20 protein-coding genes are annotated in these 21,670 nt (G+C 65.0%); 18 read left to right on the top strand and 2 right to left on the bottom strand.

The window, feature by feature from the left end; all coding sequences use genetic code 11:
• Window positions 1–22: 22 nt before the first annotated feature.
• Entirely contained in the window at window positions 23–1,339 is a 1,317-nt protein-coding gene (locus E3T50_RS14180; RefSeq protein WP_134552769.1) for a lytic transglycosylase, read from the bottom strand.
• Between the two features lie 210 nt (window positions 1,340–1,549).
• Here E3T50_RS14180 and E3T50_RS14175 point away from each other — a divergent pair, with 210 nt between their 5' ends.
• Window positions 1,550–1,882 (top strand): Rv2175c family DNA-binding protein, encoded by a 333-nt coding sequence (locus E3T50_RS14175; protein ID WP_420898732.1) that lies wholly within the window; start codon window positions 1,550–1,552, stop codon window positions 1,880–1,882.
• A gap of 61 nt (window positions 1,883–1,943) precedes the next feature.
• Here E3T50_RS14175 and E3T50_RS14170 read toward each other — a convergent pair whose 3' ends face one another.
• On the bottom strand, window positions 1,944–3,155 hold the full coding sequence (locus tag E3T50_RS14170) for a polyprenyl synthetase family protein (protein WP_134552765.1): 1,212 nt from the start codon (window positions 3,153–3,155) through the stop codon (window positions 1,944–1,946).
• A gap of 104 nt (window positions 3,156–3,259) precedes the next feature.
• On the opposite strand from E3T50_RS14170, the gene E3T50_RS14165 reads away from it, so the two are divergent.
• The 17 genes from E3T50_RS14165 (at window position 3,260) to E3T50_RS14085 (ending at window position 21,641) form a co-directional block, all read left to right on the top strand.
• A complete protein-coding gene (locus E3T50_RS14165; protein ID WP_134552763.1) occupies window positions 3,260–3,637 on the top strand; it encodes a DUF3040 domain-containing protein in 378 nt (125 codons plus the stop codon).
• 401 nt (window positions 3,638–4,038) lie between these two features.
• Window positions 4,039–4,470: a division/cell wall cluster transcriptional repressor MraZ gene (gene mraZ / locus E3T50_RS14160; protein ID WP_134552761.1), complete on the top strand. Its 432-nt coding sequence runs from the start codon at window positions 4,039–4,041 to the stop codon at window positions 4,468–4,470.
• A 99-nt stretch (window positions 4,471–4,569) separates the two neighbouring features.
• A complete protein-coding gene (gene rsmH, locus E3T50_RS14155; protein ID WP_134462977.1) occupies window positions 4,570–5,526 on the top strand; it encodes a 16S rRNA (cytosine(1402)-N(4))-methyltransferase RsmH in 957 nt (318 codons plus the stop codon).
• Window positions 5,523–6,092 carry a cell division protein FtsL gene (gene ftsL, locus E3T50_RS14150; RefSeq protein WP_134552759.1) on the top strand — a complete coding sequence of 190 codons (570 nt, stop codon included), beginning with the start codon at window positions 5,523–5,525 and terminating at the stop codon, window positions 6,090–6,092. Before rsmH ends, ftsL begins: the two co-directional genes overlap by 4 nt.
• A 27-nt stretch (window positions 6,093–6,119) precedes the next feature.
• Window positions 6,120–7,931 (top strand): peptidoglycan D,D-transpeptidase FtsI family protein, encoded by a 1,812-nt coding sequence (locus E3T50_RS14145; protein ID WP_134552757.1) that lies wholly within the window; start codon window positions 6,120–6,122, stop codon window positions 7,929–7,931.
• A gap of 15 nt (window positions 7,932–7,946) precedes the next feature.
• Window positions 7,947–9,491 (top strand): Mur ligase family protein, encoded by a 1,545-nt coding sequence (locus E3T50_RS14140; RefSeq protein ID WP_134552755.1) that lies wholly within the window; start codon window positions 7,947–7,949, stop codon window positions 9,489–9,491.
• Window positions 9,492–10,901, top strand: coding sequence for a UDP-N-acetylmuramoyl-tripeptide--D-alanyl-D-alanine ligase (locus E3T50_RS14135; RefSeq protein ID WP_134552753.1), 1,410 nt, complete (start codon window positions 9,492–9,494; stop codon window positions 10,899–10,901). It begins immediately after the preceding gene.
• Window positions 10,898–11,989 carry a phospho-N-acetylmuramoyl-pentapeptide-transferase gene (gene mraY / locus E3T50_RS14130; protein ID WP_134462967.1) on the top strand — a complete coding sequence of 364 codons (1,092 nt, stop codon included), beginning with the start codon at window positions 10,898–10,900 and terminating at the stop codon, window positions 11,987–11,989. The genes E3T50_RS14135 and mraY overlap by 4 nt, the downstream gene beginning before the upstream one ends.
• On the top strand, window positions 11,989–13,503 hold the full coding sequence (gene murD / locus E3T50_RS14125) for a UDP-N-acetylmuramoyl-L-alanine--D-glutamate ligase (RefSeq protein WP_134552751.1): 1,515 nt from the start codon (window positions 11,989–11,991) through the stop codon (window positions 13,501–13,503). The genes mraY and murD overlap by 1 nt, the downstream gene beginning before the upstream one ends.
• 164 nt (window positions 13,504–13,667) lie before the next feature.
• A complete protein-coding gene (gene ftsW, locus E3T50_RS14120; protein ID WP_241990936.1) occupies window positions 13,668–14,879 on the top strand; it encodes a putative lipid II flippase FtsW in 1,212 nt (403 codons plus the stop codon).
• Window positions 14,876–15,949, top strand: coding sequence for a UDP-N-acetylglucosamine--N-acetylmuramyl-(pentapeptide) pyrophosphoryl-undecaprenol N-acetylglucosamine transferase (locus E3T50_RS14115; RefSeq protein ID WP_134552747.1), 1,074 nt, complete (start codon window positions 14,876–14,878; stop codon window positions 15,947–15,949). The genes ftsW and E3T50_RS14115 overlap by 4 nt, the downstream gene beginning before the upstream one ends.
• Before the next feature lie 88 nt (window positions 15,950–16,037).
• Window positions 16,038–17,447 carry a UDP-N-acetylmuramate--L-alanine ligase gene (gene murC / locus E3T50_RS14110; RefSeq protein ID WP_134553059.1) on the top strand — a complete coding sequence of 470 codons (1,410 nt, stop codon included), beginning with the start codon at window positions 16,038–16,040 and terminating at the stop codon, window positions 17,445–17,447.
• A gap of 7 nt (window positions 17,448–17,454) precedes the next feature.
• On the top strand, window positions 17,455–18,555 hold the full coding sequence (locus E3T50_RS14105) for a cell division protein FtsQ/DivIB (RefSeq protein ID WP_134552745.1): 1,101 nt from the start codon (window positions 17,455–17,457) through the stop codon (window positions 18,553–18,555).
• 169 nt (window positions 18,556–18,724) lie between these two features.
• Window positions 18,725–19,933, top strand: coding sequence for a cell division protein FtsZ (gene ftsZ, locus E3T50_RS14100; protein ID WP_134552743.1), 1,209 nt, complete (start codon window positions 18,725–18,727; stop codon window positions 19,931–19,933).
• A gap of 108 nt (window positions 19,934–20,041) precedes the next feature.
• Complete coding sequence (locus E3T50_RS14095) at window positions 20,042–20,749, top strand: YggS family pyridoxal phosphate-dependent enzyme (protein ID WP_134552741.1); 708 nt, start codon at window positions 20,042–20,044, stop codon at window positions 20,747–20,749.
• 32 nt (window positions 20,750–20,781) lie between these two features.
• Window positions 20,782–21,339 (top strand): cell division protein SepF, encoded by a 558-nt coding sequence (locus tag E3T50_RS14090; protein WP_134462953.1) that lies wholly within the window; start codon window positions 20,782–20,784, stop codon window positions 21,337–21,339.
• 8 nt (window positions 21,340–21,347) lie between these two features.
• A complete protein-coding gene (locus E3T50_RS14085; RefSeq protein WP_241978433.1) occupies window positions 21,348–21,641 on the top strand; it encodes a YggT family protein in 294 nt (97 codons plus the stop codon).
• Window positions 21,642–21,670 lie beyond the last annotated feature (29 nt).

Here is a 21,670-nt window from a genome sequence, read left to right as displayed (position 1 = left end):
CCTGATCGGGCGGGCGACCGGCCTACCCGATTTGGCTGATCCAGGCGCGCGCCGACGTTTCCCATTTCGCGTAGTAGTCGGGGAACGCCGAAATCTGCACGGCCTGCGCAGCCTGAGTCACGGTCATCGACTCCCAGCCAGCGATATCGAGCAGCCCTCGGGTCACGTTTGGGTTCGGGTTGCTCGCGCCACCGAAGAAGGCGCGGCTGGCCCGCACCGGGTCCATAATCTGCTCGGGGGTGCCCCAGCCGGCGCTCGGCCGCTGTTGGAACAGTCCGAGGGAATCCCGGTCGCCGTAGTCCACGTTGCGCAGCCCTGATTCCTGGGCCGCCGCGGCCAGTGCCACGACGAGACCGGCATGGTTCACACCGGCGTCCCGACCGACCGACACGATCGTCTGGGCGTTCTGCCGCATCTCTTCAGACATCGGAGTCACCACACCGGCCGATGCGATCGCATCCGGCGCGCGGGCGGGTGCGACGACGGCCGGAACGGATGCCGGCGGCAACGGCAGAACCAGAACCTGTCCTGGGTAGATGATGCTCGACCAGCCGAGGCCGTTGGCGTCGAGCACGGCCTGCACGCTCACCCCGGCTGCGCTGGCCACGGTGGTGATGGTCTCGCCAGAGGCGATGGTGTGGGCGACTGCCGTGGCAACGTGCGCTACCGGCGCGATGTACGCCAACGATTCCAACACCGGGGTCTCGGTAAGAAGGACGATCTGACCCGGGTGAATGACGTCACTCGCGGTGAGGCCGTTGGCTCCTTGAACATCGGCGGTTTTCAGGCCGTGGGCGGCCGCGATGCCACTCAGGGTGTCGCCACTCTGCACCGTGTAGGCGTTCGGTGCGTTGGCAGCGGATGGCGCCGGCGCCGGCGCCGCCGTCTGAGCCAAGGCCAAAACCTGACCCGCAAAGATCAACGCCTGGGAATCGAGACCGTTCAGCGCCAGCACGGCCGACGTCGTCAAACCGAACCGCGCGGCGATTGCGCTCACGGAGTCGCCATCCACGACCGAATACTGGGCCGGCGCACTCTGCACGGCGGCTACCGCGGCCACCGCCAACGCGGGAGTGGTCTCGGCGAGCTTCGACTCGAGCGGTTTCTTCGTCAGGGCCTGGGCGTGAACCGGCGCCGCCAGGTTGAGGCTGATCGCGAGCGTACTCACGAGCACGATGGGTACCGTCAGCAATGCCGGACTGGAGCGTCGGTCGCTGGTCTTCTTCGCCAGCCGAGTGGAAGAACCGGCACCGGACAATGCGACAACGCTCCCTGCCTCGGGAACCGACGCGCCTAGCGCGGCGGCATCCGTCGTTTTTGTACTCACCTTGGACGACATGGTGCTCCATTCATTGTGCGCACACGGTCACTGTGTGCAGAGAATTCGTACAGCAACGTGCAGTGTGGGGCAATCCCCACTATGAGGTTTTCATAGTAATGCAGGGGAGTCAATCGAACGGTCAGCACGAAAAAGCTCTGATCAAGATAATTAAGCGGCTGGAGGTTTTGCCGTGGCCCCGATTCATGGGAAGCTGAGGGAGTGAGCGATGTGTCTTTAGAGCCCGAGTGGCTTACTATCCCTGCCCTGGTCAACCTGCTCGGAATGAGCCAGAGTCGCGTGCGGCATCTGATCGACGACAAGTACCTGCTGGCTATTCGGCGGGACAACGTTTCGATGGTCCCCTCACTCTTCCTACGTGATGGTGCTCCCGTTCCGGAACTCCGTGGCACGCTGTTCGTTCTGGCCGACGACGGCTTCACGGACATGCAGGCCATGACCTGGCTGCTCGAGATCGACGACAGCCTCGGCGTGCCGCCGATCGAAGCCCTCCGCGCCGGCCGCAAGGCCGAAGTGCGTCGGGTTGCCCAGGCCCTGGCTTAACCGGCTTTGGCTCAGCCGACTGTGGCCTGAACGGGCCTTGCTTCAAAAGAACGCGTGCCGATCAGAACGCCCGGTGCGTCACCCGATCGGTCAAATCCCGCAGCTTCTGCTTGGCCTCGGCAGTGATGGGTGCGGTCTGAAGTGCCGCTAAAGCCTGCGCAACCTGCGATTCGATAAGCGCCTCGACCCGGTCGACGGCGCCACTGTCGGTGATGAGCTGCTGCAACGTACGAATCTGTGCGGCGTCGAGCGTTGGGTCGCCGAGCTGTGCGTCGAGCGAGGCTCTGTCGGTGTCGTCCAGACGCTCCCGCGCCAGCGCGATCAACACCGTGCGCTTGCCCTCGGTCAGATCGTCGCCACTCGGCTTGCCGGTCACCGCAGCGTCGCCGAATACCCCGAGCAGGTCGTCGCGCAGCTGGTACGCCATGCCCAGTGGCAAGCCGAAAGTACGCAGCGCGTCCAGCTGGGCGGCCGTGGCGCCGGCCAGCGCTGCTCCGATCACAAGGGGAGCCTGAACGCTGTACTTAGCTGATTTGAACACGATCACCCGGAGAGCCCGATCGAGCAGCTCCGCTTCCGGCTGGGCCAGCCACGCGCGTTCTTCGAGAATGTCGAGGTACTGCCCGGCTGTGACCTCGGTGCGCATATGGTTGAACTCGAGTCGGGCGCGTCGGGCCGCGGCGAGATCGGCGAGTCCATGGAGGCCCTCGTCGAGCAGCTCATCGCTCCAGCCGAGCAGTAGATCGCCGAGCAGAATCGCTGACGCCCGACCGAACGAGAGCGGGTCGCCGGCCCAGCCCTCACGCGTGTGCAAACTTTCGAACAGCTTGTGGGCGCTCGGAGCACCCCGTCGCGTGTCGGAATTGTCAATAATGTCGTCGTGCACGAGGGCAGCCGCATGAAAAATCTCCAGTGCGCTGGCCGTCGATACAACGGCCGCCAACCCTACCGCGCCGGCTTCCAGGCCGGCGGATGCCATGGCTTCGTCGGCCGCACCGGCTGCAGAGTTCGTTCGTTCTCCCGCCGCTTTGCTGACCGACTCCGGGCTCGCTTCCTGCCCCGTTTCCGGAGCGAAATCGGACGCGAGAACGCTCTGTGCACCCCAGTAACAAAATTGAGCTCGAAAGCGCTTTCCACCGCTGAGAAACTGCCGTGAGTAGTCAATAAGGGGAGTTAGATCGGAGCTGATCAGGGTCACAATTGGAGCACGAGACATGAGGTAGTCGTCGATACGAGATTGAACCAAGTCGACCAGGCGTTTGCTTTCAGGCACCCGTATAGCCTAGCCACCACGGCGGGGTTAGAATTATGGAGTTCGAGCCGTCCTGCTCGGATTTATCACCCCACCCGCTCGATCCCGTAACTGGAGGGAATGAGATGCCGCTTTCGGAACAGGAGCAGCGACTCCTTGAAGAGATGGAGCGCAGCCTCTATCACAACGATGCCGACTTCGTCGCCAGCGTTGGAGCATCGCGAATGCGCCCGAACTATCGTTCGATCGCAATCGGCGTCTTGCTCGCCGTCGCCGGCATCGTCGCCCTCATTACGGGCGTCGCCATCGCACAGCTGTGGCTCGGCATTCTGGGGTTCATCGTCATGTTCGGTGGTGTGCTCATCGCGGTCACGCCCGGCAAAGCCATCCGCGCCGTTCCCGGCCCATCCGCAGCCGGCCGTCGCCCGGCGCAGGCCAAGTCCAACCAGGGCTTCATGGAACGACTGAACGACCGGTGGGACCGCCGCCAGGACGGTCAATAGCGCGAACGGTCGGTATCGCCGATGCTCATATCGCTAGTGCTCAATGTTGCTGATTTTCATTGTTGCTGACGTTCAGTGTTGCTGATGTTCAGTAGTGCGAATGCTCGGCTGCACCCCGGACCCGAAGGACAATCCAGACCCTCCACCGGGCGCCAATAACTCCATAATTTGCAGCCGCACAGGGCCGATCATTTGATCGGCCCTTTTTTGTGCTCGAAAACGGGCCGAAAGCAGTCGTTCTGACAGATCATGCTCCATTTCCCTCCACGTGATGTTGACCCGTAAATCCGGGGTTGACGAGACATTTTTTTGCAGAATAGCCTCGATTTTCTAGATTTCGTGGTTCAAGGTGGAGTAAAGTGGAGCCAGACCTGAATCTGGCCGGAAGAAAGGGGTGATGCTTGTTTCTTGGCACCTATGCCCCCCGGCTCGACGAAAAAGGGCGCATCATTCTTCCCGCCAAGTTTCGGGACGAACTCTCCACCGGTGTGGTGATGACTCGCGGGCAGGAACACTGCATCTACGTGTTCAGCACCCGGGAATTCGAAATCCTGCACGACAAGATCCGCCAGGCGCCGGTCACGAGCAAGCAAGCTCGTGATTACCTCCGGGTTTTTCTGTCGGGTGCGAGTTCGGAAACACCGGACAAACAAAACCGCGTCACCATCCCCGGCAACCTCCGCAGCTATGCGGGGCTTGACCGGGAACTGACCGTCATCGGTGCTGGCAGCCGAGTCGAGATTTGGGACAGCGAAGCGTGGGCCACGTACCTCGCCGAGCAGGAGACCTCGTTCGCCAACACGACGGAGGAGGTGATTCCGGGACTCTTCTAGCCCTTGGCGCCTGACTCCCAGCCGTTTTTGCCCTGACACACTTCCCCGGTGCCAGGACGAAATGGAGGGGAATCAGGCGTCACGGACTATCCCGGCATTATGGCTGGTAACGAAATTCACACCCCGGTATTGCTCGAACGCTGCGTCGAGCTACTCGCACCCGCGCTCGCCCGGCCCGGCGCCGTGCTCGTCGACGCGACACTCGGCATGGGCGGACACGCGGAAGCGATCCTGTCACGCTTCCCCGAACTGACCCTTGTCGGCCTCGACCGCGACACCGAGGCCCTCGCCATTGCCGAGGAACGACTCAAGGACTTCGGCGACCGGGTACACCTCGTACACACCGTCTACGACGGCATCGGCGAGGCCCTCGATGGCCTCGGTATCAGCGAAGTCGCCGGCGTACTTTTCGACCTCGGCGTCTCGTCGCTACAAATTGACCGGGTCGAACGCGGCTTCTCGTACTCGAAGGATGCTCCTCTCGATATGCGCATGGACGGTACAGCCGGCCTCACCGCCGAGAGCATCCTCGCCGATTACAGTGAGCATGATCTCCGGCGCATCTTCCAGGACTACGGCGAAGAGAAACTGTCCGCACGCTACGCCAAGGCCATCGTTGAAGCCCGCGAACTGACTCCGTTCGTGCGATCGGCGCAACTGGTCGACGTGATCACCAAGGCCACCCCGGTCGCCATCCAGCGTCTCGGCCACCCGGCCAAGCGGGTGTTCCAGGCGCTGCGCATCGAGGTCAACCAGGAGCTGGCCGTGCTCGAACGGGCCATTCCCGCCGCGCTCGACCGGGTAGCCGTCGGCGGCCGCATCGTCGTCATGGCCTACCAGTCGCTCGAGGACCGCATCGTCAAGCGGGCCTTCGCCGCCGCATCCGGTTCCACAGCTCCCGCCGGACTTCCGGTCGAGCTGCCCGAACACAAGCCACTGTTCACCCTTCTGCTGCGTGGCGCCGAACTTGCCTCCGACGAAGAAAAAGCTCTCAACCCCCGTGCCACGCCGGTCAGGCTGCGCGCCGCTGAACGACTGAGAAGGGCCACCGCATGAGCGACAACCTGGCACGCGCACCGTTTTCACTTGACAGCGACCAGTTCGATGCTCCGACTCCGGAACGCCGTGGGTTCCGCCTCGTCTCGCCCGCCCCGAGCAGTCGGGCCCGCCCGCGCATCTTCTACGCGCTCACCTCGGTAGCCGGCATAGCCGCCATCATCGTCGCCCAACTGCTGCTGAGTGTGGGCATCTCCCAGGGCGCCTATGAGATTTCGAGCCTGCAATCGAACCAGGCAGACCTCGGGCGCACCGCGGCCAGTTTGAATGAAGACCTCGTTCGGGTGTCCTCCCCGCAGAGCCTTGCCGCCAATGCCGAAGGATTGGGCATGGTCAGCAACTCCAATCCGGTCTACCTGCGGCTCTCCGACGGTGCTGTTTTGGGCGCTCCGTCCTCGGCGTCGGGTTCCCAGGCCGGAGCGGCCAGCCTGGTACCCAACGCCCTGTTGACCGGCAGCACCCCGCTGACGCAGCTTCCGGACGACGCGGCGGCCAAGGCTGGCGCCGTCGCAATCACCAGCGCTCCGGTCGTGCCCGCGGGACTCGCGGCGCCCACTACCCGATAGTTCCCCGGAGTCGACCAGAATGGGCAGATGAGCGTGCGCAACAGCAGTGCCGGAGACAACAATCCGACTAAATCCCGGTCCAGCCGCCGACGCACCTTTTTCACCATCGTCGTGCTGTTCGCCGTGATCGCCGTGTTCCTGGTGCGCCTGGTCGACATTCAGGTCGTGCAGGCCGATTCGCTCACCGCCGACTCCGTGGGAAACCGCTCGGTCGGCCAGGTGGTCTACGGTTCACGCGGCGAGATCGTGGACACCAACGGTGTCGTGCTGGCCGGAACGGTCATGCGCTTCAATATCACCATGTCCCCGGTGAATGCGACACCGTTCAAGCGCACCGTCAATGGCAAGAAAATCGAAATTTCGGTGGCCGAAGCCGCCGCCGAAATCGGCGCAGCGACCGGCCAAAGCGGTGACGCCATTCTGTCGACGATCTCGACCGCCCTGAAGGCGAATGCTAAAACGAACTTTGCCTACATCGCGAAGAAGGTCGACGTCGACGTGTTGCGCGCAGTGCAAGACCTGCACATTCCCTGGACCTACTCCGAGAAAAGTCCCAGCCGGGTCTACCCGAATGGGGCCGTCGCCGGCAACGTGCTCGGCTTTCTGTCGGGGGAGGGCGTGCCGCAGGCTGGCCTCGAATCCGGGCAGGAAACCTGCCTGGCCTCAACCAACGGTTCGGAGACTTACGAAAAGGGTGCCGACGGCGTGCGCATTCCGGGTAGCAGCGTCACGAGCAGCGAGGCCGTCGACGGCGGCGATGTCGTGACGACCATCGACTCCGACCTGCAATGGTTCGTGCAGCAGACCCTCGCCGCACGGGCGCAGGAGACCGGGGCAGCGTGGGCGACGGCGGTCGTGCAGGATGCCAAGAGCGGCAAGCTACTGGCTGTGGCCGACTATCCCTCGGTCGACCCGAACAATGTCGGCGGTACCAAGAACCCGGAGGATCGCGGCTCCCGCGCCTTCACCCAGTCCTTCGAACCCGGCTCGACCTTTAAAGCGCTCACCGCGGCATCCGTGCTCGACGCCGGGGTGGCCACGCTCGACACCGGCATCGTCGTGCCCTACCGGTATCTGCCGGCCAACGGCGCGAACATCAATGACAGCCATCAACACCCCGACCAGCGTATGACTCTCACCGGCGTGCTGATCGACTCGAGCAACACCGGCATGTCCAAGTTCGGTGAACTGCTCACCAAACAGCAGCGCTTCGACTACATGAAAGCATTCGGTGTGGGCACCGCGACCGAGACCGGTTTTCCGCGCGAGGACGGCGGAATACTGCACGCGGTCGACGACTGGGACAGCCAGACCAACTACGCGACCATGTTTGGTCAGGGCCTGACCACGAGCGCATTGCAGATTGCGAGCATCTACCAGACCATCGCCAACGACGGCGTGCGCATGCCGGTGCAGTTGGTGGAGGGGTGCCGGCAATCCGACGGCACCATGACCGAGGTGCCCGACGTGACCGGTACCCGGGTGCTGTCCGAGACGGCGGCGCACGAAACCAGTGACGTGCTCGAGATGGTGTACCAGAAGAGCTGGGTGGCCAGCAAGTGGAATATTCCTGGCTACCGCGTGGCTGCCAAGACCGGAACCGCCCAGATGCCGGACGGTAAGGGCGGATACTCCGACGGGTATTTGGTGTCGGTGTCCGGGTACGCTCCGGCGGACGATGCACAGTATGTCGTTTCGGTGAGCATCGCCGACCCTGTTAAACTGAACACGTCGGCCGCACCGGCTCCGGTCTTCCAGGAGATCATGAGTCAGGTGTTGAAAAAGTACCGGGCGGTTCCTTCAGGTGCGACCCCGCCTGACCTCCCTTCCACCTGGTAAGAAAGTGAGCCCTGCGTGTCTGAATTGGCGCCGTCGGCTCTTCGTCCCGAGCACCCCGTTCCGCGGTCGTTGTCGGGATTGGTTGCCGAATTTGATCTAGAACTGCGTGGAGACATCGACGGTCTCGAGGTCACCGGTGTGAGCCTGAGCTCGCGCACGGTGCAACCGGGTGACCTCTATGTCGGTGTTCCCGGCCAACACCTGCACGGTGCCAGCTTCGCCGCGGCGGCTGCCGAAGCCGGCGCAGTGGCCATCCTGACCGACGAGGCGGGCGCTGTGCTGTGTGCGGGCATCGGTCTGCCCGTGCTCGTGACACCGGATGCCCGGGCCGCGCTCGGCGCCGTTGCCGCCTGGATCTACCGCACGCACGACAACCCGGCGACCCTGTTCGCGGTCACCGGGACCAATGGCAAAACCAGCGTCGTCTACCTGCTCTTTGGCATCCTGAACCAACTGGGCGTTGTCTCCGGACTCACCTCCACCGCTGAACGCCGCATTGGCGACCTCGCCGTGACGAGTGCGCTCACCACACCGGAAGCCAGCGAACTGCACGCCCTGCTGGCGCGCATGAACGAGGCGGAAGTGCGCGCGGTCGGCATCGAGGTGTCAGCACAAGCCCTGAGCCGCTACCGGGTCGACGGACTCGTCTTCGACATCGCGGCGTTCACGAATCTCAGCCACGACCACCTCGACGACTACGCGGCCATGGACGACTACTTCCAGGCCAAGCTCGAGCTGTTCCAGCCCGACCGCTCGCACCGCGGCGTCGTCACCGTCGACACCGACTGGGGTCGCCGAATCGCCGACGAGTGCCGTATCCCGGTGACGACGATCACCAACCGGGCAGATGTGGACGCCGACTGGCGCATGACCGTGGTCGGCGAATCCGCCACGCACACCGACTTCGTGCTCGAGGGCCAGGGCGGTCGCCGCCTGCACACCCGAGTGCCGCTGCTGGGCTGGTATATGGCCGCCAACGCCGCGCTGGCCATCGTCATGCTCGTGGAGAGCGGATTCGACCTCGGCGCGATCCAACACACGCTGAACCGCGACGGTGGCATCGTGGCTTTCATTCCCGGGCGCGCGGAGCGCATCTCCGGTGATCGCGGCCCGCTCGTCTACATCGACTACGGCCACAGCCCCGATGCTTTCCTCAACACCCTCGCGGCCCTACGCAAATTCACGCCCGGCAAACTGATCATGTTGTTCGGTGCCGACGGCGACCGCGACACCACGAAACGCGCCGATATGGGCAGAATCGCCGCGCAAGGCAGCGATATCGTGGTCGTGACCGACTTTCACCCGCGGTTTGAAGACGCCGCGAGCATCCGTAGCGTTCTGCTGAACGCTGCCCGCGAAGCTGTGCCAGACGGCGAGTTCTACGAGGTGGCCAATCCGCGTGTGGCATTTCGCACGGCGTTGTCACTCGCACACGAAGGAGACACCATTCTTTACGCCGGCCCAGGCCACGAGGACTACCACGAGGTGCAAGGCGTGAAACTGCCGTATTCGGCCCGGGAAGACTCCCGGCAGGCGCTTCGCGACGCGGGGTGGCTGTAAATGATCGCCCTCTCCCTGTCCGATATCAGCCGGGCCGTCAACGGTGCCCTGCACCTCACCGACGCCTCCTCGGCCACTGACCTCGTTGACGGTTCGGTGCAGACCGACTCCCGGCTGAGCGAACCCGGCTCCATTTTCGTAGCCAAGTTCGGCGCGGTCACCGACGGACACCTGTTCGCGCCCGACGCGAGCGGACGCGGTGCCGTGCTGCTCATCGTGGAACATCTGCTCGATTTGCCGGTCACCCAGATTGTCGTCGCCGACTCCGTCGCAGCGCTCGGCGCCCTGGCCGCCGCGGTCGTCGCCAGGGTGCGCGCCGTCGGGAACCTGAAGGTCGTCGCCGTCACCGGTTCGAACGGCAAGACCACCACCAAGAACCTGTTGCGCAGCATGCTCGAACGGGTCGGCCCCACCGTCGCCCCGCGCGGCTCCTTCAACAATCAGGTCGGTGCGCCGATGACGATGCTCGAGGTGACGTTCGAGACGCGGTTTCTCGTGATCGAGATGGGGGCCAGCAGCGAGGGCGCGATCGCGAACCTCGTGCGTCTGGTCCGCCCCGACATCGGCATTGTGCTCATCGTCGGTCTGGCTCATGCCGGCGAATTCGGCGACCTCGACGCCACCGTGCGGGCTAAATCCGAGATGGTCACCGACCTGCTCGAAACGGATGTCGCGGTGCTCAACGCCGACGATCCACGGGTCGCGCAGATGGCCGCGATCACCCCCGCGCGCATCGTCCGCTTCGGTGAATATGGCCAGGCCGACGTGCGCGCGAGCGACCTGAACTCCGGCCGCACCGGAACGACCTTCACCCTGCACCTCGCAAGCGGGCAGAGCGCCACGGTCGAGTTTCGCGTGCTCGGTGAGCACCACGTCATGAACGCCCTGGCCGCGGCGGCCGCCGCCGAGGTGCTCGGAGTATCGCTTGGCGACATCGTCGCCGCACTGCAAGCCACCACCCGAGCCGAACGATGGCGCATGGAGGTACTCGGCGGTAAAGACGACATCACCGTCATTAACGACGCCTATAATGCGAGCCCCGACTCGATGAGCGCTGCGCTCAAGACACTCGCGCAGATCGGTACCCCCGGCCGACGCACCATCGCGGTGCTCGGGGAGATGGCCGAGCTCGGTGAACTGGCCGGTGACGAGCACGATCGGATCGGACTGCTCGCCGTGCGCCTGAATATCTCCCAGATGATCGTGGTGGGCCCCGCGGCCCGCCGCATGCACATCAGCACGATCAACGAGGGATCGTGGGACGGCGAGTCGGCCTATGTCGACACGCCGGACGAAGCCTTCGATCTGGTGCGCAGAAGCGTGAATCCGGGGGATACGGTGCTGGTGAAGTCATCGAACTCCGCGGGTCTGCGATTCCTCGGCGATCGACTGGGAGACTTGTTCTCGTGAGAGTCCTTTTACTGTCCGGTGCGTTTTCGCTCGCGTTCACCCTGTTCCTGACTCCGCTGTTCATTCGATTGTTCAAGAAGCTCGGCTGGGGCCAGTTCATTCGCGACGACGGCCCCAAGAGCCACCACGCCAAGCGCGGCACCGCCACCATGGGTGGCATCATCATCATTCTGGGTGTGCTGATCAGCTATTTCACTACCATGCTGATCGAACAACGGCCCTTCACCCCTTCGCCGTTGCTCGTGCTGTTCATGATGGTCGGCCTGGGACTCGTCGGTTTTCTCGACGACTTTCTCAAGACCCGCAATCAGCGCAGCCTCGGGCTCGGCGGCTGGTCGAAAGTACTCGGGCAGGTCATCGTCGCCGGTGCCTTCGGCGTCCTGTCGCTGCAATTCGCCGACCGCAACGGCCAGACGCCCGCGTCGACCAGCATCTCCTTCATTCGCGACCTGCCGCTCGACTTCATGAAGCTCGGTACCTTCATCGGGATCGGCGTGTTCCTGATCTGGATCTGCCTGATAGTCGCCGCGACCTCGAACGGCGTCAACGTGGCCGACGGCCTCGACGGCCTCGCCACGGGGGCGCTGATCTTCGCAATCGGGTCTTTCGTCGTGATCGGTTTCTGGCAGTCCAACCAGAGCTGCTTCGGGGGAGCGGATGCCGCTGATCAATACAAGTGTTATCTCGGGCCAGACTCCTTCGACCTCGCCATTGTCGCTGCGACCATCGTCGGCGGCTTGATCGGATTTCTCTGGTGGAACACCTCTCCGGCCAAGATATTTCTCGGTGACACCGGATCGCTCGCCCTCGGCGGCGCCCTCGCCGCCCTCGCGATTCTCAGCCGCACGGAACTGCTCCTCGTGCTCATCGGCGGGCTGTTCGTGATGGAAGCCGGTTCGGTGATCGTGCAACGCGCCTACTTCAAGATCACCCACGGTAAGCGCATCTTCCTGATGAGTCCGATCCATCACCATTTCGAACTCAAAGGGTGGGCCGAAGTAACGGTCGTCGTGCGATTCTGGATCATCGGCGGCCTGCTCGTCGCTGCCGGTGTCGGCTCCTTCTACCTCGAGTGGCTGTCGCGCTAATGGGTGCTGACACTAATGCTGATGGAGACGCCGGCACCGACGACCGCCTGAATGAGCTCACCAGCTGGCACGCCGATTGGAGGGGCCTGCGCGTGAGCGTGCTGGGCCTCGGCGTGACGGGCTTCGCCGCCGCCGACACCCTGGCCGAGCTCGGCGCCGACGTCCTCGTGCTGGCGTCGCCGGGCCCCGACGAACGATTCGATCTGCTCACCGTACTCGGGGTGCCGTTCGTGCAGGCTGACCTGCGCGAGGTTCCTGCCCAACTCGCGGCGCAGCATCCGGAATTGATGATCGTGTCACCCGGTTTTCACCCGGACCACCCGCTGCTGCTCTGGGCGGCCGCACACGAGGTTCCGGTCTGGGGCGATATAGAACTGGCCTGGCGGCTGCGTGACAAGGTCGGCCCTCCCGCCGAGTGGATGCTCGTCACCGGCACCAACGGCAAGACCACGACCGTGCAACTAACCGCCACGATGCTCGCCGCCCACGGTAGCCGCGTCGCCCCCTGCGGCAACATCGGCGTGCCAGTGCTCGACGCCATCCGCGACCCGCAAGGCTGGGACGTGCTGGTCGTCGAACTGTCGAGCTACCAGCTGCACCACCTGCCGCACAGCGGCCCCGGTGCCCTTAAACCCTGGGCGAGCGTCTGCCTCAACCTTGCCGACGATCACCTTGACTGGCACGGAACGGCTGCGGCCTATCGCGCCGCCAAGGCGACCGTCTACCTGAACACCGCCGTGGCGTGCGTCTACAACAAGGCGGATGACGCGACCCTCACCATGGTGCAAAACGCCGACGTGCAGGATGGCGCCCGGGCGATCGGTTTCGGACTCGGCGTGCCCGGACCGAGCGAGTTGGGCATCGTCGACGGCATCGTCTGCGATCGGGCTTTTCTGGAGGACCGGTTTGAACGCGCGCTCGAGCTGACCACGGTGCCGCACCTCGTCGCCGCCGGACTCGGCGCCCCGCACGTGATCGCGGACGTGCTCGCCGCGAGCGCCCTGGCCCGGTCGTTCGGCGTGCTCCCGGCGACCATCCATACGGCGCTGGAAACTTTCCACCTTGACGCCCACCGCATCGAGACCGTCGCCATCGGAGACGGCGTCGAGTGGATCGACGATTCCAAGGCCACCAACCCGCACGCCGCCGACGCCTCATTGGCCGCCTATGAGTCGGTCGTTTGGCTGGTCGGCGGGCTGCTCAAAGGGGTCGACGTCGACGCCCTCGTGCACAAGCACGTCGGCCGTCTGCGGGGGGCGATCATCATCGGCGTCGACCGAACGGTATTACGGCAGGCATTCGCGCGACACGCCCCCGACCTGACCGTGTTCGAGATCGACTCGGACGACACTGATCAGGTGATGACGGAAGCGGTGCGGCGTGCCGCCGAACTCGCCCTGGCTGGTGACACGGTGCTGCTGGCACCGGCAGCCGCGTCGATGGACCAGTTCGAGAGCTATGCCGCACGGGGCCGGCTTTTCAATCAGGCAGTACACGACTTCTTGGGCAGGTGACGCGGATGGTACAGGTGCCGCGTAACCCCGCTTCCCGCACCAGGCCGGCCGCTCAGGTCCAGCCCAGCGCACCGACTTCTCTCCCGACCTCACACCCGTCGACCGGTGCGCGCCAGGGGCCCGGTGCGCGCCTGGCGGCACTGCGGCCATTGCGGGGCGCGGCCGTGCCAGCCGCACCGGAAGCGGCGGGCGGGCCATCGGTTCGGATCAACCTCGGTCGCGTGTTCAAGGCTGAGGGCGGCAACTACTTTCTGCTGCTCGGTACGACCCTGTTCCTGGTCATTTTCGGCCTCGTCATGGTGCTGTCGTCGTCGTCGGTGGACTCCTTTCTGGCGGACATGGGGTTCTTCGGCGGACTGTTGCGTCAGGGCATGTTCGCCCTGATCGGTCTTCCGCTCATGCTCGTCGTGAGCCGGCTGCCGCTCGCCTTCTGGCGTCGCGTGGCGTGGCCGTCCTTGCTGATCACCAGCTTTCTGCAGTTTCTCGTCGTGGCGACCGGGCTCGGCGTCGGAACCGGCGGCAACACCAACTGGCTGAACATCGGCGGCATCCAATTTCAGCCGTCCGAGGGCATCAAGGTGGCCCTGGTCGTCTGGCTCGGCATGATTCTCTCGCAAAAGCAGAACCAGCTCGACGACTGGAAGCACGTGTTCATTCCCGTGTTCGGTGTCGGCGGCGGCGCGGTGCTGCTCGTCATGATCGGCGGTGATCTCGGAACCGCCATGATCATGGCCGGCATACTTTTCGGCGCGCTGTTCTTCGCAGGAGTCAAAATGCGGCTCCTCGCCGTGCCGGTGCTGATCGGCGTCGGCGCCGCCATCGTGCTGGCCATGGTGAGTCCCAACCGCATGACCCGCATCATGAGCTTTCTCAGCGAGAGCTGTACCCAGCTGAGCGGGGAGATTTCCAGCAGCTGCTGGCAGCCGCTGCACGGCACCTGGGCGCTGGCCAACGGCGGAATCCTCGGCGTAGGCCTGGGCAACTCGAAGGCCAAATGGTCCTGGCTGCCGGCGGCCGATAATGACTACATCTTCGCCATCATCGGCGAGGAGCTCGGCTTGATCGGCTGCATCGTCGTGCTCGGCATGTTCATTCTGTTGGCCTTCGCCTTCCTCCGCATCATGCGTTCGGCCACGACGGTTCAGGCCAAGGTGTCCACGGCTGCTGTCATGGTCTGGATCATCGGCCAGGCCTTCGTCAACATCGCCGTCGTGCTCGGAGTGTTCCCCGTGTTGGGCGTTCCACTGCCGTTGATCTCGGCGGGTGGTACCGCTTTGCTCACCACCCTCGTCGCGATCGGAATCGTGCTCTCCTTTGCGCGCGGCGACCGTTCGAGCGAACCCGCTCCTGACCCCATCGAGGCTGACCGGGCATGACCACGTACCTTCTGGCAGGCGGCGGAACCGCCGGTCACGTCAACCCCCTGCTCGCCGTCGCCGACCGCATTCGCAGCACCGAAGCGGATGCCACGGTGCTCGTGCTCGGAACGTCTGAGGGTCTCGAAGCGCGCCTGGTCCCCGCCCGCGGCTACGAGCTCATCGTCGTCCCCCGGGTGCCGTTTCCACGCCGACCGAATCGGGCGGCCCTGCGCTTTCTGCCGCGCTTTGGCGCGGCCGTGCGGGCGGTGACCGACGTCATCCGTTTGCGTCACGTTGACGTGGTCGTCGGCTTCGGCGGCTACGTCTCCACCCCGGCCTACCTCGCCGCCCGGCGTGCCGGGGTGCCGATCGTCATCCACGAGGCGAACGCCAAGCCGGGCCTGGCCAACAAGCTCGGCGCCCGCCTGACCCGGCACGTCGGCGTTGCGTTCGCCGGCACACCGATTCGACATGCCCGGTTCGTCGGGATGCCGCTTCGGCCCGAGATCGAAGAACTCCACCGCTCGGCGGCTCGTCCCGAAGCCCTGGCCTTCTTCTCGCTTGACCCCGACCGACCGGTGGTGCTCGTCACCGGTGGGTCGCTCGGAGCCCGCCGGCTCAACGCCTCGATGGTCGCAGCTGCGGACGACCTCGTGGCCGCGGGCTGGCAGGTGCTGCACATCACCGGGACCACGGCCGAGGTCGTCGACCCCGAGCTGCCGGATTACCACTTGGTCGCCTACTGCGACCGCATGGATCTCGCCCTGGCAGCGGCCGATTTCGCCGTGACTCGGGCGGGAGCGGCGACGGTGAGCGAACTGTGCGCGCTCGGCATTCCTGCCGTGTATGTGCCCTACCCGGTCGGCAACGGCGAGCAGCGCTTCAACGCCTCGCCCGTGCTGGCAGCCGGCGGGGGAGTGCTGATCGCCGACTCCGATTTCGTGCCGACCTGGGTTCAGGGTGAGTTGGTGGCACTGCTGGGTGACCGCGCGAGGCTGGCGTCGATGGCGCGTGGGGCGGCGTCCGTTGGCGCACTCGACGGAACGGCCCGAATGCTCGACCTGATCCACGGAGCCCTCCCGTCGTGATCGTCAGGCCGCACGCGTAACGTAGTGCCCGCACGATCTGTTTTATTTGCTACACCTCATCAGCTACAACCGAGAAGAGCGCACCGCCGTGATCAAACCAGACCTCACTCTGACCATTCCCGACGACCTCGGAGTGGTGCACTTCGTGGGGATCGGCGGATCCGGCATGAGCGGCATCGCACGCTTGTTCCTGAACCGCGGCTACACGGTGACCGGCTCCGATGCGAAGGAGTCGCCCAACGTGCAGGCGCTCCGCGACCTGGGTGCCAGCGTCTTCATCGGCCATGACGCGGCCAACGTCGGCAACGCCGACACGCTCGTGGTCACCGGCGCCCTCTGGCTGGACAACCCCGAGTACGTGCTCGCCAACGAACGCGGGCTCCCGGTGCTGCACCGGGCGCAGGCCCTGGCCTGGCTCATCCGTGAGCACCGCCTCGTCTCGGTCGCCGGCGCCCACGGCAAGACCACGTCCACCGGAATGATCGTCACCGGACTCCTCGGCCTCGGCCAGGACCCGAGCTTCGTCAACGGCGGCGTGATCGAATCCCTCGGCGTGAGCTCGGCTAGTGGTGGCGACGACCTGTTCGTGGTCGAAGCTGACGAATCCGACGGCTCCTTTCTGCTCTACCACACGGCGGTCGCGCTGATCACGAACGTCGACCCCGACCACCTCGACCACTACGGCTCGCTCGAAGCCTTCCAGGCTGCTTTCGTGGAGTTCAGCCGCAACGCGAGCGAGCTGGTCGTCATCTCGTCCGACGACGCGGGCGCCGTGCGGGTCACCGCCACGATTGCCGAAGCGGATATCGCCGCGCGGGTGATCACCTTCGGGGAGCATCCCGATTCCACCGTGCGCGTGCACTCCATCACCACGACCGGACCGGTGAGCTTCAGCGTCTCCTGGCGGGGCCAGGATTACAGCGCCACCCTACGCATCCCCGGCAAGCACAACGCCATCAACGCGGCCGGCGCCTTTGCCGTTCTGGTCGGCCTCGGATTCGACCCCGCAGCAAGCCTCGACGCGATCGCCGGCTTCGGCGGCACCCAGCGCCGGTTCGAGTTACACGGCACGGTCGGCGGCGTGAGCGTCTACGACGACTACGCCCACCACCCGACCGAGGTCGCCGCCGCTCTCGCTGCAGCCCGCACGGTCGTCGGCGCGGGCCGCATCATTGCGGTGCACCAGCCGCACTTGTACAGCCGAACACGCATGTTCGCGCAGGAATTCGCCGAGACTCTCGAGACCTTCGCCGACCAGACCATCGTGCTCGGCGTCTATGGTGCCCGCGAAGATCCAGAGCCTGGCGTGACCGGCGCACTCGTCTCCGAACGGTTCCGCGACCCGTCGCACGTTGCCTACGTGCCCGACTGGCAGGATGCTGCCGACTACCTGGCCAGCATCGCCCGCGACGGCGACTTCGTCGTGACCCTCGGTTGCGGCGACGTCAACCGTATCGTGCCCCAGCTGCTCGCCTCGTTGGAAAAGGCACGCGGATGAGGCGGCGGTGAGGCGGCCAGGCGGCTTCCAGCATCCGGCCCAGCCGGCTCCCGAGCAGGTCGGCAAGCCGAATCCGGGCACGAAAGCACACCGCAACAGGGTGACAACGGCTCGTTCAGACGAGCAGACTCCGCGTCCGACAGAGTCGACAAGCATCCGGGGCGCCGTTGGGCCCCTGAAGCGCTCGTCGAAGCCGTTCGACGCTTCCGATACGACGACAGAACCGATCATCCACGCCGGGGTCACGGCATCGGTGGCGGCGAACACGGTGATCCCCGTGCCGGGTGTGACTCCTCTGGCGTCGGCGAATACGACCGAAGGGTCGTCCGGCGGCACAGCGGGAGCCCGTGCGGCCCGGTCAGTGCTCCGAGCCGCTCAGCGTGCCCGTAAACGCTTCGAACGGGCCGAGGTACGCCGGTTCACCGGGCGCACTCGGCGCCGGCGTACCGCTTGGATTCTCGGTGCCGGTTCTGTTGTTGTCGCCTTCGGACTGATTATCGGTGCCGCCTACTCACCGTTGATGGCGCTCCGTACGATCGAGGTCGTGGGTACCAGCCGCATTCCGGCGACCGACGTGTCGGCGGCCCTGGCCGGCCAGATCGGAACGCCCCTTCCTTTGATCGAGACCGACCTGGTCAAGAGCGAACTGTCGCAGTTCACGCTCATCCAGAGCTACGTCACCGAGAGTCGCCCGCCCGGCACGCTCGTGGTGCGCATCATCGAGCGGGTGCCGGTGGGCGTGCTGGCCGGTCCGACCGGTTTCGACCTCGTCGATGCCGCGGGCGTCGTCATCGAGACGACGCCGGTACGCACGGCGGGCTACCCGCTCATCGACGCCCCGAACGGAATCGACAGTGCCGGGTTCACCGCCGCAGCCGCCGTACTCACCGTGCTCCCCGACAGCATCCGCATCCAGTTGGATGCGGTGACCGCCGCAACCACGGACGACGTCACCCTGAGTCTGCTCGGCGGTGAACGCGTCGTCTGGGGCAGTGCGGAGAAGTCGGAATACAAGGCCGTCGTGCTGGCCGCCCTACTCATCGGACACCCGGCCGGCACGGTCAACGAGTACGACGTCTCATCGCCCGACAGCGCCGTACTGCGCTAGTTCGCGCACCCACGGGGTCTTCACCACGGATTCGGCGAGTTCTTCGCGACACGCGGGCGCGCCTCCCCATCCACGCGTCACCCGCGCATACTTTCGTAAACAGGAATTGCATACTCAGCATAACTTTAAACTTCGACAAGAGGTTTAAGGTTCCACCCGGAGGCCGGACGTGTCAAACAATCAAAATTATCTAGCCGTCATCAAGGTTGTCGGCATCGGCGGTGGCGGCGTCAACGCCGTCAACCGCATGATCGAGCTGGGCCTCCGCGGTGTCGAGTTCATCGCCATCAATACGGATGCCCAGGCGCTGCTCATGAGCGACGCCGACGTCAAGCTCGACGTCGGTCGTGACCTCACCCGCGGTCTTGGTGCCGGCGCTGACCCCGAGGTGGGTCGCCGCGCCGCGGAAGACCACGCCGAAGAGATCGAGGAGGCCCTCGCCGGTGCCGACATGGTTTTCGTCACCGCCGGAGAGGGTGGCGGTACCGGAACCGGTGGCGCGCCTGTCGTCGCCCGCATCGCCAAGTCGATTGGCGCTCTCACTATCGGTGTGGTCACCAAGCCGTTCGGCTTTGAGGGCAAGCGTCGCCAGGCCCAGGCGGAGACCGGGGTCGCCTCACTCAAGAACGAGGTCGACACCCTCATCGTCGTGCCCAATGATCGCCTGCTCGAAATCAGCGACCGCGGCATCAGCATGCTCGAAGCCTTCGCCACCGCCGACCAGGTGCTCCTGGCCGGTGTGCAGGGCATCACCGACCTGATCACCACCCCGGGCCTGATCAACCTCGACTTCGCCGACGTCAAGTCGGTCATGCAGGGCGCCGGCTCCGCCCTCATGGGCATCGGTTCTGCTCGCGGTGCCGATCGCGCGATCAAGGCAGCTGAACTGGCCGTTGCCTCGCCCCTGCTCGAAGCGAGCATCGACGGCGCCCACGGCGTGCTCCTGTCGATTCAGGGCGGATCCAACCTCGGCATCTTTGAGATCAACGATGCGGCTCGCCTCGTCCAGGAGGCCGTGCACCCCGAAGCCAACATCATCTTCGGTGCCGTCATCGATGACACCCTGGGCGACGAGGTGCGGGTCACCGTCATCGCCGCCGGTTTCGACGGCGGTGAGCCCGGCGCCAAAGCGGTCGAGGTGCGGCGTGCCGACCTCGTCGCTGCTGGGATTGCAGCAGGCGCCGGAACGGCCACGGCCGGTGCGCTGGCATCCGCCGGCAGCGCCAACGGCGCACCGGCGACCGGCTCGGGAAGCTACAGCGATGGCGAGCTCGCGGCTGTCTGGGGGAGCTCCGACGCCGCCAGTGGCGTAACCGTGGCCGACCCGGCCTTTGAAGAAGAAGCCGATGACCTGGACATCCCCGACTTCCTCAAGTAGACCCGACCTCTTCAGCAGGTCGATGAGCAGCAGTCTCCGGGCCGACGCCAGTCGGGTCAGCCCGGGGGCAGCGCCTTCTTTGCACGTAACGAACAGAGCAGCCTGAGCATGGCACTTCCTGACGCGACACCCTCCGAGTTATCCTCGAGCGATTTGGCCACCCGGCTGGGCGCCGTACGTACCGGCGTCGCTGACGCAGCACGCGAGGCCGGTCGAGACCCGGCCGGAATCACGACAATCGTGGTCACCAAGTTCCACCCGGTGTCACTCATTGAGGAGCTCTACGCCCTCGGCGTGCGCCATGTGGGAGAGAATCGGCATCAGGAAGCGCAATCCAAGGCTGCGCTGCTGGCCGATCTCGACCTCAGCTGGCACTTCGTCGGGCAGGTGCAGGGCAAGAAGGCGCGCCAGGTGCGGGCCTACGCCGACGTCATCCACTCGGTCGATCGGGAGTCCCTGGTGACCGCTCTGGGCTCGGAGGATTCGAGTCTTGACTGCTTCATTCAGGTCAATCTCACCGATGACGCTATGCGCGGCGGCGTGGATCCGCTGAACCTGTCTGCCCTGGTCGACAGCCTCCTGGCCGCGCCCGGGCTGCGCCTGCTCGGCCTGATGGCTGTGGCTCCGCTCGGCGAGGAACCGCGCCGAGCCTTCGCCCGGATGCGCGAACTCAGTGTCGAGCTGCGTACGCAGGCGCCGACGGCGACCGCACTGTCCATGGGAATGAGCCAGGACTACGCGGCGGCCGTGCTCGAAGGGGCGACACACCTAAGAATTGGCACGGCAATCACCGGCATTCGTCCGGTGCTCAGTTAATCTCGAAGTAGCAAACCAACACGGAGGTCGACATGTCCAACCCGCTCAAGAAAACCATGGTCTACCTGGGTCTGGCAGACGAAGAGCTGGAGTACCAGGCACCCGCCGGCACCCAGGGCGCTGCCAACAATGGCTCCGCCAACCACGGCGCCACCAATCACATGAGTGCTGTCCCGTCACGCGCACACGAGAACGTGCCGCACGGCAGTGCCGCACACTCCAGCGCGGCCCAGAACTCTGCCGGTCGGGCACCGGTCACCCCCCTGCGTACGACTTCGACTCCCCAGAATGTGGCTGCGTCTGAAATGAATGAAATTCTCACGGTTCACCCGCGCGCCTACAAAGATGCCCAGGTCATTGCCGAATCCTTCCGCGATGGCATTCCGGTGATCATCAACCTGTCGCAGATGAGCGACGGCGATGCCCGCCGTCTCATCGACTTCGCAAGTGGCCTGTCGCAGGGCCTGTATGGCAAAATCGAGCGCGTCACCGCGAAGGTCTTCTTGCTGTCGCCGTCCCATGTCGTCGTCTCGGGCGACAGCACCACCGAAGAGGGCGCTGAGGACAGTTCCTTCTTCGCGCAAGGCTAGACTCAAGCGTGACTGGTATACCGATCCTGGGAAATCTTCTCTATTTCCTGTTCTTTATGTACTTCCTCGTGCTCTGGGGTCGCTTCATCGTCGACCTGGTGCGCGGCGTCAACCGGGGCTGGCGTCCGCAGGGCTTCCTGCTCGTGCTCGTCGAACTCGTCTACACGCTGACCGACCCACCGGTACGTTTTTTCCGTCGCCTGGTCCCGCCGCTTCGCATCGGGCCTATCGCGTTGGATTTCGGCTTCACCCTGACGATGCTTTGCACCATCGTCGGCATGTCCCTGTCGGGCTTAATCTAAACGTTCGACCGGGGCATGTATCCTTATCG

This window comes from Cryobacterium gelidum (assembly GCF_004403985.1).
Classification (GTDB): domain Bacteria; phylum Actinomycetota; class Actinomycetes; order Actinomycetales; family Microbacteriaceae; genus Cryobacterium; species Cryobacterium gelidum.
This window is presented reverse-complemented; position numbering and strand designations above follow the sequence as displayed.

What these genes read in the sequence shown, in the direction of transcription:
- E3T50_RS14115 (WP_134552747.1), top strand. Translation starts at nt 14,876, where the DNA reads ATGACCACGTACCTTCTGGCAGGCGGCGGAACCGCCGGTCACGTCAAC.
- E3T50_RS14135 (WP_134552753.1), top strand. Translation starts at nt 9,492, where the DNA reads ATGATCGCCCTCTCCCTGTCCGATATCAGCCGGGCCGTCAACGGTGCC.
- murD (WP_134552751.1), top strand. Translation starts at nt 11,989, where the DNA reads ATGGGTGCTGACACTAATGCTGATGGAGACGCCGGCACCGACGACCGC.
- E3T50_RS14165 (WP_134552763.1), top strand. Translation starts at nt 3,260, where the DNA reads ATGCCGCTTTCGGAACAGGAGCAGCGACTCCTTGAAGAGATGGAGCGC.
- ftsL (WP_134552759.1), top strand. Translation starts at nt 5,523, where the DNA reads ATGAGCGACAACCTGGCACGCGCACCGTTTTCACTTGACAGCGACCAG.
- E3T50_RS14095 (WP_134552741.1), top strand. Translation starts at nt 20,042, where the DNA reads ATGGCACTTCCTGACGCGACACCCTCCGAGTTATCCTCGAGCGATTTG.
- E3T50_RS14090 (WP_134462953.1), top strand. Translation starts at nt 20,782, where the DNA reads ATGTCCAACCCGCTCAAGAAAACCATGGTCTACCTGGGTCTGGCAGAC.
- E3T50_RS14145 (WP_134552757.1), top strand. Translation starts at nt 6,120, where the DNA reads ATGAGCGTGCGCAACAGCAGTGCCGGAGACAACAATCCGACTAAATCC.
- rsmH (WP_134462977.1), top strand. Translation starts at nt 4,570, where the DNA reads ATGGCTGGTAACGAAATTCACACCCCGGTATTGCTCGAACGCTGCGTC.
- E3T50_RS14180 (WP_134552769.1), bottom strand. Translation starts at nt 1,339, where the DNA reads ATGTCGTCCAAGGTGAGTACAAAAACGACGGATGCCGCCGCGCTAGGC.